The sequence below is a fragment of the Arthrobacter sp. BF1 genome, assembly GCF_056680215.1.
Genome location: NZ_CM155271.1, coordinates 766479 through 784004, shown reverse-complemented (window position 1 = coordinate 784004; position 17526 = coordinate 766479). Strand labels below are relative to the sequence as shown.

Annotated in this window: 16 protein-coding genes; 8 read left to right on the top strand and 8 right to left on the bottom strand. The window is 63.8% G+C overall.

The window, feature by feature from the left end; genetic code table 11:
- Nucleotides 1–10: 10 nt before the first annotated feature.
- Nucleotides 11–1084 carry a lipid II:glycine glycyltransferase FemX gene (locus AC1MCD_RS03765; RefSeq protein WP_498675972.1) on the bottom strand — a complete coding sequence of 358 codons (1074 nt, stop codon included), beginning with the start codon at nucleotides 1082–1084 and terminating at the stop codon, nucleotides 11–13.
- 156 nt (nucleotides 1085–1240) lie between these two features.
- Between AC1MCD_RS03765 and AC1MCD_RS03760 the strand changes: the two genes are divergently transcribed.
- Nucleotides 1241–1786: a TspO/MBR family protein gene (locus tag AC1MCD_RS03760; protein ID WP_498675970.1), complete on the top strand. Its 546-nt coding sequence runs from the start codon at nucleotides 1241–1243 to the stop codon at nucleotides 1784–1786.
- Nucleotides 1787–1814: 28 nt separating this feature from the next.
- Here AC1MCD_RS03760 and gcvP read toward each other — a convergent pair whose 3' ends face one another.
- Both gcvP and AC1MCD_RS03750 read right to left on the bottom strand, forming a co-directional pair.
- On the bottom strand, nucleotides 1815–4679 hold the full coding sequence (gene gcvP / locus AC1MCD_RS03755; RefSeq protein ID WP_498675968.1) for an aminomethyl-transferring glycine dehydrogenase: 2865 nt from the start codon (nucleotides 4677–4679) through the stop codon (nucleotides 1815–1817).
- A 292-nt stretch (nucleotides 4680–4971) separates the two neighbouring features.
- The gene (locus AC1MCD_RS03750; RefSeq protein WP_498675964.1) at nucleotides 4972–5511 is read right to left on the bottom strand and encodes a TetR/AcrR family transcriptional regulator; all 540 of its coding nucleotides are present in this window, start codon (nucleotides 5509–5511) and stop codon (nucleotides 4972–4974) included.
- 67 nt (nucleotides 5512–5578) lie between these two features.
- Between AC1MCD_RS03750 and AC1MCD_RS03745 the strand changes: the two genes are divergently transcribed.
- The gene (locus AC1MCD_RS03745) at nucleotides 5579–7156 is read left to right on the top strand and encodes an MFS transporter (RefSeq protein WP_498675962.1); all 1578 of its coding nucleotides are present in this window, start codon (nucleotides 5579–5581) and stop codon (nucleotides 7154–7156) included.
- Between the two features lie 98 nt (nucleotides 7157–7254).
- Here AC1MCD_RS03745 and AC1MCD_RS03740 read toward each other — a convergent pair whose 3' ends face one another.
- Nucleotides 7255–7734 carry a Dps family protein gene (locus AC1MCD_RS03740; protein ID WP_190991451.1) on the bottom strand — a complete coding sequence of 160 codons (480 nt, stop codon included), beginning with the start codon at nucleotides 7732–7734 and terminating at the stop codon, nucleotides 7255–7257.
- A gap of 202 nt (nucleotides 7735–7936) precedes the next feature.
- On the opposite strand from AC1MCD_RS03740, the gene AC1MCD_RS03735 reads away from it, so the two are divergent.
- Complete coding sequence (locus AC1MCD_RS03735; protein ID WP_498675960.1) at nucleotides 7937–8413, top strand: DoxX family protein; 477 nt, start codon at nucleotides 7937–7939, stop codon at nucleotides 8411–8413.
- Nucleotides 8414–8574: 161 nt separating this feature from the next.
- On the opposite strand, the gene AC1MCD_RS03730 is transcribed toward AC1MCD_RS03735, so the two are convergent.
- A complete protein-coding gene (locus AC1MCD_RS03730) occupies nucleotides 8575–9123 on the bottom strand; it encodes an AMIN-like domain-containing (lipo)protein (protein ID WP_498675958.1) in 549 nt (182 codons plus the stop codon).
- A 313-nt stretch (nucleotides 9124–9436) separates the two neighbouring features.
- The gene (locus tag AC1MCD_RS03725; RefSeq protein WP_190991448.1) at nucleotides 9437–9739 is read right to left on the bottom strand and encodes a DUF4193 domain-containing protein; all 303 of its coding nucleotides are present in this window, start codon (nucleotides 9737–9739) and stop codon (nucleotides 9437–9439) included.
- A 173-nt stretch (nucleotides 9740–9912) separates the two neighbouring features.
- Here AC1MCD_RS03725 and AC1MCD_RS03720 point away from each other — a divergent pair, with 173 nt between their 5' ends.
- Both AC1MCD_RS03720 and AC1MCD_RS03715 read left to right on the top strand, forming a co-directional pair.
- Nucleotides 9913–10260: a hypothetical protein gene (locus AC1MCD_RS03720; protein WP_498675955.1), complete on the top strand. Its 348-nt coding sequence runs from the start codon at nucleotides 9913–9915 to the stop codon at nucleotides 10258–10260.
- A gap of 105 nt (nucleotides 10261–10365) precedes the next feature.
- A complete protein-coding gene (locus AC1MCD_RS03715) occupies nucleotides 10366–11034 on the top strand; it encodes an alpha/beta hydrolase (protein ID WP_498675954.1) in 669 nt (222 codons plus the stop codon).
- On the opposite strand, the gene AC1MCD_RS03710 is transcribed toward AC1MCD_RS03715, so the two are convergent.
- Both AC1MCD_RS03710 and AC1MCD_RS03705 read right to left on the bottom strand, forming a co-directional pair.
- Nucleotides 11012–12574, bottom strand: coding sequence for a M1 family metallopeptidase (locus AC1MCD_RS03710; protein ID WP_498675953.1), 1563 nt, complete (start codon nucleotides 12572–12574; stop codon nucleotides 11012–11014). The two genes, AC1MCD_RS03715 and AC1MCD_RS03710, sit on opposite strands and share 23 nt — an antisense overlap.
- Nucleotides 12575–12786: 212 nt before the next feature.
- Nucleotides 12787–14262: an aldehyde dehydrogenase family protein gene (locus AC1MCD_RS03705; protein ID WP_498675952.1), complete on the bottom strand. Its 1476-nt coding sequence runs from the start codon at nucleotides 14260–14262 to the stop codon at nucleotides 12787–12789.
- A gap of 230 nt (nucleotides 14263–14492) precedes the next feature.
- On the opposite strand from AC1MCD_RS03705, the gene AC1MCD_RS03700 reads away from it, so the two are divergent.
- Genes AC1MCD_RS03700 through AC1MCD_RS03690 form a run of 3 tightly spaced genes read left to right on the top strand, consistent with a single transcriptional unit; the run spans nucleotide 14493 to nucleotide 17474 of the window.
- On the top strand, nucleotides 14493–15536 hold the full coding sequence (locus AC1MCD_RS03700; RefSeq protein ID WP_498675950.1) for a LacI family DNA-binding transcriptional regulator: 1044 nt from the start codon (nucleotides 14493–14495) through the stop codon (nucleotides 15534–15536).
- Complete coding sequence (locus AC1MCD_RS03695) at nucleotides 15533–16507, top strand: ABC transporter permease (protein WP_498675947.1); 975 nt, start codon at nucleotides 15533–15535, stop codon at nucleotides 16505–16507. The genes AC1MCD_RS03700 and AC1MCD_RS03695 overlap by 4 nt, the downstream gene beginning before the upstream one ends.
- A gap of 7 nt (nucleotides 16508–16514) precedes the next feature.
- Nucleotides 16515–17474, top strand: a complete 960-nt coding sequence (locus tag AC1MCD_RS03690) for a carbohydrate ABC transporter permease (RefSeq protein ID WP_498675945.1) — start codon at nucleotides 16515–16517, stop codon at nucleotides 17472–17474.
- Nucleotides 17475–17526: the final 52 nt, after the last annotated feature.

Below are 17526 nucleotides of genomic sequence, written 5' to 3'. Positions count from 1 at the left end.
TGGCGCGCTGTCAGTAGAACTGCTGGCCGGTGCGGGCAGTTTCGACCCGTCGGAAGATCCGTTCCGCTCCCTTGACCCAGAGTGCGTGCCGGACCGGCGACAGGACATAGTCGTGGCAGCCGACGAAGTCCGTGACCGTCTTGGTGAAGCTCGTCTTGAACATGCCCATACCGTACAGATTGTGGGATTTGTCCTTGATCCCGGCCGCCGGCGGGGTTCCGCAGAAGTCGTATTCGGTGCAACCGAGCTCCTGCATGCGGCGGATCGCGGCCCACTGGACCAGGTGGGAATCGCCGTACTGCTTGCGGTTCTGGGTGGAGCCGCCGTCCTTGTAGGTTGCCTTGGCACCGTAGTTGATCACAAAGGCACCGACGCTCGGTTTGCCATCCTCATAAACAAAGAAGAACCGGCCTTGGCCGCGGTTGCAGAACTCGTCCCAGAACTGGGCGTAGTACTCGTAGCTGCGCAGCGGCATGGAGCCCTTGGCGTTGACGGTGTCCGCCATAAGGTCATAAAGGGCGCGGTACGTTTCCGGGCTGCTTTCTCGTTCCACCACCTCGCAGCCTTCGCGTTCGGCCCGGCGGATCGCGTTGCGGGCGCGGGAGGAAATGGCGCGAAGCACTTCGTTCGCGGGCGCGGCGATGTCCAGCAGCGCAGTGGAATCATTGGACTGGATGTTGGGTGCCTTCACCAGGCCCGCGGCCGCCAGCTCTGCCCGGACTTCCGGCGAGGAGATGATGTCCGGCTCGATCTTGATGCTGAAGACCTTGAGCTTGCGGCTGCGGGCGAACGCGGCGCAGGCTTCTAGGGCCGGCTTAAGGTCTGCGACGGAGTCCAGGTCGGGTCCCTTGATCAGGTACCAGAGCCGGCCCAGGACCGGGAACTTCCTCTCGAGGACCAGGTTGTAGCTGGACGTTGCTCCCGATTCCAGGACCAGGAAGCGGACGCTCCAGCCACTGCCGTTTTTTACGGACGCATAAGCCGCAGACTGCAGCATGTTGCCGCCGTTGGGGTTTGCCGTGACGTGCTTGTCCCAGTTCTCAATTTCCTCCGCTGTGGCAAAGCGGGCGGTGAATTCTCGCAAGGGGGCAGTGTCCAATCTCAGGGTTTCGTGCGCGGTTCTGTTCTCGTGGCAGCGTGCGGACATATAGCCACAAGTCTAAAGCCTGATCAGGTACAGCCGTTCCAGCAGGGTGGCGGGCGGCTTGACCAACGGGCCGCCCTTCGCAAGGGTTGACCCATGGAGCCACTGCCGGAAAATCCCGCCCAAAGCCACGAAGGCACCAGCCCGAAACCACGGCTCGGGCGCCAAGTGTTTGCCCTCGCGATCTTCCTGGCAGCCTCCGCCTTCGTCGCCTGGCTGGGTGCCTTCGCCACAGTGGCCAACGTGAACGGCTGGTACGTCGACGCTGATAAGGCTCCCTGGTCGCCGCCGAATTGGCTGTTCGGGCCGGTCTGGACGGCGCTGTACACAGCCATGGCGGTGGCCGCGTGGCTGGTGTGGCGCCGCCACAGCCCGGCGTCGCGGCCAGCCATGGTGGTCTACGGACTCCAACTGGGCCTCAACCTGCTGTGGACCCCGACGTTCTTCAGCTTGTACCCCCTGATCGGCACGGCGGCTCTCTGGCTGGCTTTTGCCATCATCCTTGCGCTGATCGTGGCCGTGACCGTAACCGTGGTCCGCTTCGGCCCGATCAGCCGCGTTGCCGGGCTCCTTCTGCTGCCCTACATCACCTGGATTGTGTTCGCGTCGTCCCTCAACCTCTGGGCCGCGCTGAATAACTAGGCTGGCGCCCGGCTTGTGCCCGCTGACCTTAGTTTTCGAATTCGGAAAGCGGCGGGCAGGAGCAGATGAGGTTGCGGTCCCCGCCGGCGCCGTCGATGCGGCCGACGGGCGGGAAGTACTTGTCCTGCTTGAGGTGGTGGACGGGGAAGACGGCCTGTTCGCGGGTGTATTCGCGGGTCCAGTCCGTGTTTACGACGGCGGACGCGGTGTGCGGTGCGTGGCGCAGCGGGGAGTTCTCCACGGTGAAGTCACCGTTGGCGACCTGGTCGATTTCCTTGCGGATGGTGATCATCGCGTCGATGAACCGGTCGATCTCGGCCAGGTCCTCGGACTCGGTGGGCTCCACCATCAGGGTCCCCGCCACCGGGAACGCCAGGGTGGGGGCGTGGAAGCCGTAATCGATGAGGCGCTTGGCCACATCCTCGGCCGTCACGCCGGTCTTCGCGGTCAGCTCACGGAGGTCCAGGATGCACTCGTGCGCCACCAGACCGCCCTCACCGGTGTACAGGACGGGGAAGTACTCGTTCAGGCGGGCGGCGACATAGTTCGCTGCCAGGAGAGCGGACTTGGTCGCTTCCTTCAGGCCTTCGGCGCCCATGAGCTTCACATAGGCCCAGGAGATCGGGAGGACACCGGCGGAACCGAAGTTCGACGCCGAAATGGCCACGCCGGTCCCGTCCTGGTGGGCTGCCTTGTTTGCGTCGCCGGGCATGAACGGGGCCAGGTGGGCCTTGGCTGCGACCGGGCCAACACCGGGGCCGCCGCCGCCGTGCGGGATGCAGAAGGTCTTGTGCAGGTTCAGGTGCGAGACGTCGCCGCCGAACTTGCCCGGCTGCGCCAGTCCCACCAGGGCGTTCAGGTTCGCCCCGTCCACGTAGACCTGGCCGCCGGCGGCGTGGACCGCCTCGCAGATCTCGGTCACGTCCGCGTCATAGACGCCGTGGGTGGAGGGGTAGGTGATCATGATCGCCGAGAGTGCGTCCTTGTTCGCCTCGATCTTCGCGTACAGGTCGGTGTGATCGATCGTGCCGTCCGCCGCGGTCGCGACGACAACAACCTTCATGCCCGCCAGGACGGCGGAGGCGGCGTTCGTGCCGTGCGCGGAGGCCGGGATCAGGCAGACGTTGCGCTGGGTGTCGCCGTTGGCGCGGTGGTAGCCGCGGATCGCCAGCAGGCCCGCGAGCTCACCCTGGGACCCGGCGTTCGGCTGCAAAGAGACCTGGTCATAGCCGGTGATCTCCGCCAGATCAGCTTCCAGGCCGCTGATGAGTTCGCGCCAGCCCACGGTCTGGGACTCCGGGGCGAACGGGTGGATCGAGGCGAACTCCGGCCAGGAAATGGCTTCCATCTCCGCGGTCGCGTTCAGCTTCATGGTGCAGGAGCCCAGCGGGATCATGGTCCGGTCCAGGGCCAGGTCCCGGTCGCTCAGCTTGCGGATGTAACGCAGCAGCTGGGTTTCCGAACGGTGCGTGTTGAACACCGGGTGCTGCATGAACTCGGAGGTGCGCTCGAGGGCGGCATCGAGGGCGAAGCCGGCCTGCGTGACCGCGTCGCCAGCTACGACCTGGGCACCAAAGCCATCCGCGACGGCGGCGACATTTTCCGGCGTCGTGGTCTCGTCCACCGAGATGCCCACCGTGTCGGCGTCGATGCCGCGCAGGTTGATGCCCTTGGCCTCGGCCGCAGCAACGATCTCAACGGCCTTGCCCGGCACGCTGACGGTGATGGTATCGAAGAAACTGCCATGCAGGACCTTCAATCCAGCCGCATTAAGGGACGCCGCCAGGGTGCGGGCGTGGTTGTGGGTGCGCTCGGCGATCGCCTTCAGCCCGTCCGGGCCGTGGTACACGGCGTAGAACGAGGAGACGATGGCGAGCAGGGCCTGCGCGGTGCAGATGTTTGAGGTCGCCTTTTCGCGGCGGATGTGCTGCTCACGGGTCTGCAGCGCCAGGCGGTAAGCCGGGAGACCGGCGTCGTCCTTGGAGACGCCCACCAGGCGGCCGGGCATCGACCGCTCCAGGCCCTTCGCGACAGCCATGTACGCAGCGTGCGGGCCGCCGAAGAACAGCGGCACACCGAAACGCTGGGTGGAACCGACGGCGATGTCGGCGCCCTGCTCACCCGGGGGCGTGATCAGGGTCAGGGCCAGCAGGTCAGCGGCGACCGTGACCAACGCGCCGCGCTCCTTGGCAGCATTGATGACCTCGGCGTGGTTGAACACCCGGCCGGACACGCCCGGCTGCTGCAGGACGATGCCGTTAATGACACCCTCGGGCAGGCCCTTGGACAGGTCAGCGACCTCCACCTCGAAGCCGAGGGCCTCGGCGCGGCCCTTGACCACGGCGATGGTCTGCGGCATGACGTCGGCGTCCAGGACCGTCTTGCCGTCATGCGCTTCCTTGTTCTTGTTGGCGCGGCGCATCATCAGCACGGCCTCGGCCACGGCGGTGGCTTCATCCAACAGCGAGGCGTTCGCAATCGGCAGGCCCACCAGGTCCTGGACCATGGTCTGGAAATTCAGCAAAGCCTCGAGCCGGCCCTGGGAAATCTCGGGCTGGTACGGCGTGTAGGCGGTGTACCAGGCCGGCGCCTCTAAGACGTTGCGGCGGATCACGGCGGGCGTGACGGTGTCGTAATAGCCCTGGCCGATCATCTGGACGGCGGTCTTGTTCTTGCCGGCGAGCTTGCGCAGCTCAGCCAGGACCTCAACCTCACTGAGGGCGTCCTTAAGGGCAAGCGGCTTGGCCTGGCGGATCGAATCGGGAACCGCGGTGTCCACCAAAGAATCAACGGTGTCATAGCCAACGGCCTTGAGCATGGTGTCGATATGCGACTCGCGGCGGGCACCGATATGCCGGTCAACGAAGGTGGCTGAGGCGGGCTTAACACTCACAGGGAACTCCATAACTAAAGCGGGCAGGGGTACGCCACATCGAGCCGGTTCCTCCCTGCCCTTTCCGGGACTTGAGAGTTTCCGCCGGGCCTGTTTTCACAGAGCGGGGCTGGCACCGTGATTCGTATGCTGTGCCGGCCGCTGGCGGCCATCACGAGGTCCAATTCTCCTCCGCTGGCTGGTCATCGGGCAAATAGGCCGTCGGATTTTGCGCCATCATTCCGGTGCGGAGCACCAGAGCGTCCGGACACCCGCGGGCCGCGCCAAGGCCTGGCCGAATGATTGAGCAGAATCAGCCGCGCAGCCGCTCCACAGCAGACAAAAGCACCTCCACATCGCCCTGCCGGCCATCCGCGCTCGAGGCTGCCCCGCCTTCCCACATGGCATTCAGGTACAGCCCGTCCCCCATATAGAGCACAGCCTTGGCCATGCCGCTGCCAACATCGGCGGCGATCAGTTCCAGCCAGTGCTGCTGGATGGCAGCGAAACGACGCCGGGCCTCCACGTGGGCCACCTCAGCCAGGCGGCTGGCTGCGAGGAAGGAGCGGTCCATTGGTGAACCGGACCAGAGCGACGTCCGGATGAAGTAGGTGGCTGCGCCTTCCGGTGCCGCCGCCATGAGGGCAATGTCCTCGCCGGCCAGCGAATCTAGGCGCTCCAACATGGCCACGATCAGCGCCTCCTTGTTGGGGAAGTGGTATAGCAGGCCGCCTTTGGACACTCCGGCCTGCTTGGCCACGGCCTCCAGCGTGGCAGCCCGCTCCCCCACCCCGATCAGGAGTTCTTCGAACGCATCGAGGACGGCATCGCGTGCTACTGGTTTTCTGGCCATGGTTCCCATCATGCACGGTCGGCGGGCGGGCTTTTTAACTATACCGTCTGGACGGTATAGTTATCTAATGACATTGTCCAACGTCTTCCCCCAGAACACGCACAGAACGCAGGCCGGAGCCATACTGCCGAAGCCCGGGGGGGCGCCGTGGCGCGACTGGCTGGCTCTGATCCTGCTGATGTTCCCGGTACTTCTGGTGGCAGTGGACAACACGGCCCTGACGTTCGCACTACCGGCGATCGCGGGCAGTCTTCAGACCACCGGTGTCCAGCTGCTGTGGATTGTGGACGCTTATCCCTTGGTGCTTGCTGGCCTGTTGGTGGCCATGGGCAGCCTGGGTGACCGGATCGGGCGCCGCCGCCTGCTCCTGATTGGCAGCGTGGGCTTCGCTGCGGTTTCGGCAGCCACAGCCTTTGCCCCCAGTGCAGAGTGGCTCATCGCCGGCCGGGCCGCGCTGGGCTTCTTCGGTGCGATGCTGATGCCCTCCACCTTGTCCCTGATTCGCAACATCTTCCCCGAGCCAAACCGGCGCCGGCTGGCCGTGGCCATCTGGGCGGCGGGCTTTTCCGGCGGTGCCGCACTGGGGCCCATCTTTGGCGGCTGGCTGGTGGAGCATTTCTGGTGGGGCGCCATCCTGCTGGTCGCAGTCCCCATCATGCTTCCCCTCGTGGCCTTTGGCCCCGCCTTCATCCCGGAGTCGAAGGATCCGCACCCCGGACGCCTGGACGTGCCGAGCATCGCCCTGTCCCTGCTGGTGATGGTGCCCCTGGTGTATGCCATCAAGGAGCTGGCAACGGAAGGTTTCGGCGCCGCCCCTGCAGCCCTTGTCGCCTTTGGCCTGGCCATGGGATTCGTCTTTGTCCGCCGCCAGCAGCGGCTAAGCAGCCCGCTGCTGGACGTGTCACTCTTCAACAACCGGGTCTTCAGCACTGCCATCACGGCCAACGTGCTGGCGCTGTTCTCCTTCACGGGCTTCATCCTGTTCCTGGCCCAGCACCTGCAGCTCCTGGACGGAATGAATCCCTCGGCCGCCGGAGTAGCCATGATCCCCGCGTTGGTGGCCACGGTAATTGCCGGCCTGGCGGTGGTTCCACTGGTCCGGAAAGTGCGCCCGGGCTTCGTGGTGGCCGGAGGCCTGGCTCTTAGCGCCACCGGCTACGGGCTCGTCGCCTTTGGAGATCACGCTTCCGGCCCGGTCCTCCTGCTGGCCGCACTGCTGATTCTTGCCGTGGGGGTAGGCGCTGCGGAAACGATTTCCAACGATCTCATTCTGGGCTCCGTCCCTGCAGAGAAATCCGGCGCGGCGGCGGCCATCTCGGAAACCGGCTATGAGCTGGGCTCCTTGCTGGGAACTGCCGTTCTGGGGTCCATCCTCACTGCGTCCTACCAGCACAACCTGCACCTTCCGGCGGGGCTGGAAGGGTCGGTGTCCGCGAGCGCGGTGCACCAGGCGGGCGAGACCCTTGCCGGAGCCACGAAACTGGCCGCCGGCCTCCCGGCCCCACTGGACGAGGCGCTCCGCGGAGCGGCGCGCTTCGCGTTCGATTCAGGCGTCCACATCACTGCGGCAATTGCACTGTTACTGATGGCGGCCGCGGCGGCCGTCACCGCCGTCGTCCTCCGAAAGGTCCCGACGGCGGACTAGGCGCAGCCGCCCGGCCTGCGGAAGAGCGCACAAAGAAGGCCCCGGTACCGGAAGTTATTCCGGCGCCGGGACCTTCGCGCCCAAGACGCGTCCGACTCTTACTTCGTGTCAGGCGCGGTGACGCTGGCCGAGGGTTTCATGGTCTCGGCGTTCACCATCCATGCATACTGCTCCAGCTTGGCGATGAATTCGTGGAGCAGGTCCGCGGTGGTGGGGTCCTCTTCATCCACCTCGTCATGGACCTTACGCATGGTCCCCACAGCAGCTTCAAGGGCGGCAACGATCCGCTCGATGGCGTCCTTGGTACTGATGAGGCCCTCGGGGAACTGGGCGAGGGACGTCGACTTGGCCACGGTGGAGCTCCGGCCATCCGGCAGGGCGTGCAGGGCGCGCATCCGCTCTGCCGTGTCGTCCGCGAACTGCCGGGCGGCATCGACGATTTCGTCCAGTTGCAGATGGAGGTCGCGGAAGTTGGTTCCTACGATGTTCCAGTGGGCCTGCTTGCCCTGGATGTGCAGCTCGATCAGGTCCGCGAGAACGGCCTGCAGATTATTGGTCAGGGTCGGTGAAGCCTTCATGAATCCTCCTCGATTGGTCCAGTAATGCCGACGCTATCAGTCCAGCCGGGGCTGCGCTCGGCGGACGGACAAGATTTCTCAGTAAGCTTACTAAGCTGCCGGGAATGGCCCAAAGCGGACTCCATGGATATTCCATTCCTGAACAATGGCAGGAAGTTACCGGCGGGTAGGCCGGGGAGTCAGGCATGCTACGTTTTCAGTTATGACGCTCACCCGAACAGCATTGGCCCGGCTCCTGACGCGCCCCGCCCGGAAGGTCTCGGCGCCTCGGCTGATCGGAGCCGTTGCCTTGGGCGGTGCATTGGTGTTCGCCGGCGCCAGCCACCTCACTTTTGCACGGCAGGAATTCCAGGCGCAGGTCCCCCCGTGGTTCCCGATGGATAAAGACTTTGTGGTGCTGGCATCAGGAGTGGTTGAAATCAGCCTCGGCGCCGCACTGATCGCCCTGCGTAAGCGCCGGGTCCCGGTGGGGCTGGTGGCGGCGGCGTTCTTTGTACTGATCTTTCCCGGCAACATCTCGCAGTACGTGACCCGGACCGACGGGTTCGGCCTGGATACGGACCGTGCGCGCCTATCGCGCCTGTTCTTCCAGCCTGTCCTGGTCGCGTGGGCACTGTGGTCCACCGGAGCCTGGAAGGAATTGCGCGCGACGCTGCGCCAGGGCAGCCGCCCGGAATAGCCCCCGCCGTCGGAATTCATGGTCCGGCCGATGCCCGCCCCGAAAGGGCTTGCGCCCGGCTGCGAGCGCACAGAAGAGTGCCCGCCCGGAGTCTTCCCAGGCAGGGCACCTCCCTTGGGTTATTGATTTGTCTCAACGTCGGAAAAGCCGCGGACCGGTGGTCACCAGAAGTGCGCTACATCCACCACCAGGCGCGAGCCGGAGCCGGTGCCGTCCAGGGTGAAGACCTGGAAGGGGAGCCGGGCACGGACGCCCAGCCCGAGGCTGGTGTAGCCTTCAAAGCTGCCTGCGGAGGCCACCTGACGGAAGGTCTGGTATCCCGACACGTCGGACAGTTCGGCCTGCGTACCGGGGCTGTACGTGGGGTTGCCGTTGCTGTCGTAGGACGGAGCGTTCACCGTTACCTGGAGGAATGCCGAACCCCGCAGCGGGATGTCAGCACCTGAACCGTCCTGGACTACCACCGGAACATACTGGACCATATAGCCCTTAACCGGGCCGTTGAGATCAACCACCATCCGGTCGAAGCAGTAGTGCTGCCCCGTCCTGACACTGGTGACGGATGCGGTACTCAGGTCCGGCTCTGATTTAGCCAGCGACCCCCATGCGAGCCCACAGTACGATGTTGCTGCCGAGGCGGGCCCCGGAGCCAGGAAACCCAATCCAACAGCCATCAGAATGACTGTCAGCCATGCATGAAGCTTTTTCATTGTGGGCCACCCTTCGAGTGATTTGGTACCTCAAGCGTAGGAGTCTCGGGGGCCGTAAATAAGGGTTGTGGCCGCTTCGGCGCGGAACCGTTAAGAGCGGCTTTCGCCGGTCACGCCGGAGTAATTCCGCCTGGTTTTTGCCGCCTAAAGAAACGCTTTTAACACCATTTCTGCACCCCGCCGTTATGCATCATAACGACGCCGGACCGGCCCACCGGATGGCGGTGTTCCGGTTGCGCCGCGGAGACGCAAAAAGCCCCGTACAGCCGGTGGGCTGACGGGGCTTGGTTCGCGCTTGAGGGGGCGGAAAATCCTAGCCTTCGCACTCGATGCAGTACTTCAGGCCGTTCTTTTCGCGGGCAATCTGGGAGCGGTGGCGGACCAGGAAGCAGGACGAGCACGTGAACTCATCGGACTGCTCGGGAACAACCACAACCGTCAGTTCTTCGCCCGAAAGATCGGCGCCGGGCAGGTCGATGCCCTCGGCCGTATCGTTCTCCTCGACGTCGATGACAGCGGTCTGGGCGTTGCCGCCGCGGGACGCCTGAAGTGCCTCCAGCGACTCGGCGGAAGACTCGTCATCTGTCTTGCGTGGAGCGTCGTAATCGGTAGCCATAGCGGGGTTCACTTTCGTTGCTGCGCGGCACCATTTCAGGCGCCTCAGTGAAGCAGTTTAGGTCATTGCCCCACCACTTAGGCAATAGTGTGGGCAATTCGACAGATTAGGCGGGCCTTGACGGGGTTAGGCTGAGTTGGCCGGCATTCCACGTCGAACCCGCAGGAGGCACTATGGCCGCCAAACTCAACCCCAAAGCACTGACACACGCCCGCAAGCTCATCAAGAGCGGAAAAGTCGAACGGGATGTCCGCGATGACTGGAGTGAGCACGCGCCTTCGGCTGACGACGGGAACGCCTACATCGACAAGCACGGCTTCGCGGCATTCGCCGAATGGCATCTGGGCCGGGACGATGCACAATCCAAGGGCACGAAGGGCAGCGTCAGCTTTCCGTTCGGCGACTTCAAGAAGATCCACCGCTGCGCCGTAATCTCGCTGGAAAGCCGGGCCGCACAGCACGGCCACGATGACATTCGGGACGCCGCCAAGAAGCTTTTGGAGCTGATGGATTCGGAGTGATGGCAGTGCCGCCTTGGCGCCCGACCATTGACAGTTGTCCTGCAAAGAGATCTAATGGTTGTATCTTCAACCAAGAAACCCTTCTCCACGCCTCAAGGACTACTCATGAACCTCCCCGCCAACCCCGCCGCTGGCCTACCCTCTACGAGCGCTCAGCACGTTGTGGCGACGGCAGGCTCAACCGATCCATCCGCCCCGCTGGTGGTGCTGCTGCACGGGCGGGGCTCCAATGAGCGCGAGATCCTCAGCCTTGCAGGCCACCTTCCGCAAGGCTTTGCCTACGCGGCCGTTCGAGCCCCTATTGCGGAGGGCAACGGCTATGCGTGGTTTGCCAACCGGGGCATCGGCCGGCCCATCCCCGAGTCCCTGGCCGAACAAATGTCCTGGTTCCGTCGCTGGCTCGATGGATACGCCCCGGATGGCCGGCCCGTTCTCCTGGTGGGCTTCAGCGGCGGCGCCGCGTTTGCCGGCGGCCTTGTACTTGACGATCCCAACCGCTACTCCGGTGCAGCCATCCTGTACGGCACCTTGCCGTTCGATGCAGGAGTGCCGGTCACACCGGCAAGGCTGGCCGGTACTCCCATATTTGTCGCCCACGGGGACCAGGACCGGGTCATCCCCGCCGGGCTGCTCGCTCGAACCTGGGAGTACTTGACCACGGAGTCGTCGGCCCGCGTCCACACCCGCCGCGACCCCGGTGGACACCAAATCTCGGCCCAGACGCTGAGTGAACTGGGAACCTGGATCAGCGCTACGGGATCTCCATCGGCCTGACCGGCGTCCGTAGCCAGTCGTTGAAGAACCCGTCGAGCTGTTCTCCCGACGCCTGTTGCATCACGGCCTGAAAGTCGTCAGTGGTGGCTGAGGAGCCGTCGTACCGGGCCAGCCACACTTTGGCGCCCCGGAAGAACGCCTTGTCGCCGATCTTGGCGCGGAGTGCGTGCAGGGCTGCCGCGCCACGCTGATAAACCTGAGGCGCGAACAGGTTGTCCCGGCCGGGGTCTGCGATGTCCAGCCGCCAGCGATTGTTGGCATCGAGGGAGGCCACAGCCTTGGCGAATTCCTGTTTCACCGTTGTTGATCCTTGGTGTTCGGCCCACAGCCACTCCACGTACGTCGCCCAGCCCTCGTTAATCCAGACGTGCTGCCAGTCCGCCGGGCTGACGGCGTTGCCGAACCACTGGTGTCCCAGTTCGTGGACCACCGTCAGTTCATCGGAGACTCCTGAGTAGACCGGTCGCGTCTGTGTCTCGAGGGCGTAATCGACTGAATCGTCGTCGACGATCGCGCCAAAGGCCTCAAACGGGTACCGCCCAAACAGACCCTCCAGGAACTTGATCATCGCCGGCTGCAGGGCAAGCGCGGCCTTTGTCTGCACCAGTGCCTCGCCGGCAACGCCAGCATCGACGGCGTTAATTATCGGCAGCCGCCTGGGCCCGACATCATACGACAGCTTGAAGTCACCTACGGTTGCAGTAGCCAGGTAACTGGCCATGGGGTCCGCCGCGTTCCACGTCCATGTGGTCCATCCCGCGACCGTCTCCGGCCGCCCGTCGGGCAACCCATTGGCCACAGCAGTCTTGCCCTCCGGAACCGTGATGCTGAACGTGTAGGTCGCCTTATCCTCCGGATCATCGTTGACCGGGTACCAGGTCGAGGCCCCCTCCGGCTCATTGACCACCAGCGCACCGTCCGCAGTGGTGACCCACCCGTAGAGGGCCCCGGTTGTGTCGACGGGACGGCCGGTGACGCCCCCGTACTCGACGACGATGGTGGCAATCTGACCGGTATCCAGCCCCTGCTGCAAACCGATGGTGAGTTCCCAGAGGCGGTTGGCATCATCCTGCACCTGCGCCCATTCGGTGGCCCCGCCGTCGTTCGCTTTCCCGTGCTTGGCGTTCTTGCCATCGACGCTGACGGCCGTTACTGTCAAGCCGCGCAAATCGAAATTGAGCGATTGCAGCCCTTGGGTGGCCTTTACCCTGATGGTGGCTGTGCCTGTCAAGTGCCCTTGAAGTATGGCAGGGTCCGACGGCGGCGCGTAGCGGAGGTCGAGGTCGTAGTGGAGGACGTCGTACCCGCCGTTGCCGGCATGGGGAAAGTACGGGTCACCGCTGCCCGGCGCACCCGCCGTGTATGGCGGACCCGAGTGGCCGGGGGCGGCCTGAGCGGTTGCACCGATGCCCGTGAGGCCGGCCATCACAAGAACAACCAACGCTGCGCTGTGGCGGCGTTGGTTGGCACGGGTGAACGGGACTCTAAAATCTGTAAACAGGGCAGAATGCGCGCGGAAATGCCGCACCAAGGTGATCATTTTGTACTCCTGATGGCGGCCGAAGCCAACCAGGGTTCTCGCCCGAAATTTGCCGATCGGCAGTAGAGATGAGTGCCTTTTCGGCGACGAGACCCATACCTGCGCCGCCGCAGCGCCGCACCCCACAGACGAGCATCAATGTAAGCCGACCAGGCAACCAAGTCAACGGTAGCCGGAAAGCAGATCGCCGCCGTCGTTTGTTCCCGCTTGATTTAGAGGCGGGTGACTCCGATGGTGTGGTCGGTGGTGAACTCCTCTATGGCCCATTCGCCGTTGAACCGGCCCAACCCGGAATTGCGTTGCCCGCCGAAGGCCACGTGAGCTTCATCCTGGACTGTCATCTCATTGATGAAGGTCATCCCGGCCTTGACCTTCTGGGCGAATTGCAGGCCGCGGTCGAGGTTCTGGGTAAAGACCGCGCTGGAGAGGCCGTAGGCGTGATCGTTGGCGAGTTCGAGGGCGTGCGCCTCGTCCTCTGCCCGCAAGATTGCGACCATCGGGCCGAAGATTTCCTCGCGGGCGATCTCCATGTCAGCGGTAACGTCGGCGAAAACGTGCGGGGGCACAACCCGGCCCTTGATCTCGCCCTCCACAACGGTGCGGGCACCGGCTTCCCGGGCCGATGCAATCTTCTGCTTGAGTCCTGCGAGCTGGGAGTCGTTGACCACGGGGCCCACCAGGGTGCCCTTGACGGTAGGGTCGCCGTAGGCCACGGATGCTGCAGCGTCGGCGAAGCGGGCGACGAAGTCGTCATACACCGGGGCCTCGACGATAATCCGGTTGACGGACATGCATATCTGGCCGGAGTGCAGGAACGCCCCGGGAATGGCAGCGCCCACGGCTGCTTCAAGGTTGGCGTCGTCGAGTACCACCATTGGGGCGTTACCGCCGAGCTCCAGAGCCACTTTCTTCAGGTGTTTCCCGCTGGTGGCCACTGCGCCCACGTTCTGTCCAACCGGGGTGGAACCGGTGAAGGAAATCAGTCCGGGCACAGGGTGGGCCACAAATTCGTCACCGATTTCCGAACCGGCACCGATGACTGTGGAGAGCACTCCTGCCGGCAGGCCGGCTTCCTTGAAGACCCGCGCCAGGATGAGCGCGCCGGTAACAGGAGTGTCACTGGCAGGCTTGATGACCACGGCGTTGCCAAGTGCCAGGGCCGGCGCTACGGACCGCTGGGACAGGTGCAGCGGGAAGTTCCAGGGGCTGATCACGCCCACCACACCGATCGGCTTGCGGTAGACGCGCATCTCCCGGTTGGGGGTGTTGGAGTCAAAGATTTTGCCGTGGACCCGGGTGGGAAACGATGCAGACTCTTGTGTGATTCCGACGGCGAGGGAAACCTCTGCGTTGGCCTTCAGCAAGGTTGAACCGGACTCGCGCACCAGCCAGCCGACGATCTCCTCCCGGCGGTCCTCGAGGATCTGTGCGGCACGGCGCATCACCTTCTGGCGCGCGGCCGGAGGCAGGGCAGCCCACCCGGTCTGGGCTGCCTCGGCGGCGCGGTAGGCATCGTCCACGTCAGCGATAGAGGCCTGACGGATGGTGGTCAGGACGCTGTCGTCAAAAGGGTTCGTCACGGTGAAGATTTTTTCGGACCGGCCCTCACGCCATTGCCCGGCGATGTACTGGAGGCTGACGTCCTGCCCGGCGAATGTGGCGGGGGCTTTCATGGTGGAGGTGGTCATCGAGTATTCGATCCTGTTCAGATATGCGGAAAGGATGGCCGGACTACGTGGCGTGTTCAGTCTGGCGGTCCCCCTGATGGAGAGCAAGTAGACTTCGGCTTCGGTTCACTGCCCGGGCCCGCAGGCGCCGAAAGATCAATCGAATCTGTTGACGCTCCATGTGATGCACGCTACAGTTGAGCGAGTTATACGAATAACTAACAGCTCGTAAATGGCCCAAGGAGGTGCTCATGGCTGGATCACGGCCGAAGTCGGGACCCACAATGCATGATGTCGCTGCTGCCGCGGGCGTATCGCAGGCAACTGTATCCCTGGTGTTGAATTCGGCCTCAGGCTCGCGCTTCTCGGACGAGACGCGAAAGCGTGTTCGGGACGCCGTGAACCGGCTGGGTTACCGCACCAACGCCCACGCCAAGGTTCTCCGCGAGGGAGTGGCCGGCATGATCGGTTTCATCGGCGATTCCGTGGCCACCACTCCCTTTGCCGGCGCCATCATCGAAGGTGCCCAGCAGCGAGCCTGGGAGGACGGGCTCCTCCTGCTCTCAATAAACACCGGTGGCGATCGGGAGCTCGAGGCCGCATCCTTGGACGCCATGCTCTCTTACAAGGTTGCCGGCGTGGTCTACGCCGCCATGTATCACCGGCTGCTGGACGTTCCGGAGGCCCTGGCCGGCGTCAGATCCGTAGTGCTGAATTCGCAGGACCGGTCCGGCCGGGTTCCGAGCGTCGCCCCGGACGAAGTCAAGGGCGGGTACGCGGCCACCAGCCGGTTGCTTGAGGCAGGCCACACCAGGGTGGGGATGATCAACATCGAAACCCTTGAGAGTGACCTTCCTGCCGCCGTCGGCCGCTACCAGGGCTACTGTGCGGCGCTTGAGGCAGCGGGTCTAGGCGTTGATCCGTCGCTGGTCCGCTTCGGCTCGGGCGGCGAGGAAGACGGCTACAAGTACACGATGGAGCTTCTGACCTCCGGCAACCCACCCACCGCAATCTTCTGCGCGAATGACCGCGGCGCCTGGGGTGCCTACCAGGCCGTCTCGGACCTGCGCCTCGCAATCCCCGGCGACGTCTCGATCGTGGGGTTTGATAATCAGGCAACTCTGGCGCCGTTTCTGCGCCCGGGATTGACCACTTTTGAATTGCCGTTCGTCGCCATGGGCCGGCGCGCGGTTGACCTGATCCTCCAGGACGCGGAACCCGATGGCCGGGTCGAGCTGATGGACTGCCCTCTGATTGAACGGAACTCAGTGACCCATCCCAAGGAGATGCCATGAGCCGCACCATCCCGGCGAGACGCGGGCGTCCCGCTGCGGCGCCGTTGCCACAGCGTAAAAATTCTCTTTCGCTCCGCCTGAAGAGGATTTCCCGCGCCTGGCAGTTATACGTATTACTAGCCCCAGCGATCATCTACATCCTGGTCTTCAAATACTGGCCTATGTACGGCGTGCAGATCGCCTTCAAGAACTACAACCCGGTGGACGGGTTCACGGACAGCCCTTGGGTGGGCCTGACCCACTTCATCAGGTTTGTTAACTCGTACCAGTTCGGCCAGGTGGTCGGTAACACACTGTGGATCGCCGTCCTCGGACTGCTGGTGGCCTTCCCGATCCCGATCATTTTGGCGTTGCTGGTCAACCAGTTGCAGAGCGAGCGGTTCAAGAAGTTCACCCAGACGGTGCTGTATTCGCCGGCGTTCATCTCCACTGTGGTGGTGGTGGGCATCATGTTCGTCGTTCTGTCCCCAAGGTCGGGGCTGGTGAACAACGCCATTCAACTGGGCGGCGGTGAGCCGATCTTCTTTATGGGGTCCGCGGAGTGGTTCCGCCCCATTTACGTCATCTCGGATGTCTGGCAGAACGCCGGCTTCTCGATGATCGTCTATCTTGCAGCCCTGGCGGCCATCGATCCGGCACTGCATGACGCGGCCAAGGTTGACGGCGCCTCCAAGCTGCAGCGAATCCGGCATATCGACCTTCCGGGCATCATGCCGGTGGTAACCATCCTTTTCATCCTTGCAATCGGCAACCTGCTCAACGTCGGTTTCGAGAAGGCACTGCTGATGCAGACGCCCCTTAATATCTCGACTTCGGAGATCATCCAGACGTACGTCTACCACGCGGGTCTCCAGCAGGCGCAGTTCAGCTATTCGGCCGCCATCGGCCTGTTCAACTCCCTCCTCAACCTGGCGCTGCTGCTCGTCTTCAATACGATTGCGCGCCGGGCCAACCAAGCGACCCTGTGGTGATGCCGAAATGTCTCTGACAACCAACCCCCGCACAATCGATGCCCCGCCCCGGACCATCAACCAGGGCCGCCCCAAACAGACGCTGCGGGACAAATACGGCGACCGCGCCTTTAATATTGGCGCCACCACCGTTCTGCTCCTGTCCATCCTGGCCGTGGTGTACCCGCTGTACTTCATCGTCATCGCCTCCATCAGCGACCCGAACGCCGTCTACGAAGGCAAGGTCTGGCTCCTGCCCTCCGGCATCACGACCGAAGGCTACGAGCGGATCTTCGCCGACAGCCGGATCTGGAACGGTCTGGGCAACACCGTCATTTACACCGTCCTCGGCACTGCTATCAGCGTCAGCACCATCCTGTGCGGCGCCTACGCGCTGTCCCGTAGGGACATGCCCGGCCGGAAAATCCTGATGCTCCTGTTCGTCATCACCATGTTCTTCGACGGCGGACTCATCACCAAGTACCTGGTGGTCCGCGACCTGGGCATGCTGGACACCGTCTGGGCCGTGGTCCTGCCAGGAGCGGTGGGCGTATGGAACCTGATCATCGCCAGGTCCTTCTTTGAACACACCATTCCGAACGAACTGCGTGAAGCCGCCCAGATGGACGGGGCAACCGACTTCACGTTCTTCTTCAAGATGGTCCTGCCTCTGTCCAAGCCACTGATCATGCTGATGATCATGGTCCATGTCGTGGCCCAGTGGAACTCATTCTTTGATGCACTGATCTTTCTCAACGACGACTCCAAATACCCGCTGCAGCTCGTGCTGCGCAACATTCTCATCCAGTCAGATGTCTCCTCCACCGGAACCACCGGCGGAGACATCGCATCCTATGCCGCCGCGCAACGGATAGCAGAGCTGACCAAGTACGCCATGATCGTCGTCTCGAGCCTTCCACTGATGATCGCCCTGCCCTTCATGCAAAAGCACTTCACCAAGGGCGCCATGATCGGCGCCGTCAAATAACGTGTCCCCCGCATCGACCGCCCGGGCAACCGCCGTCGGACGGCATCATCCC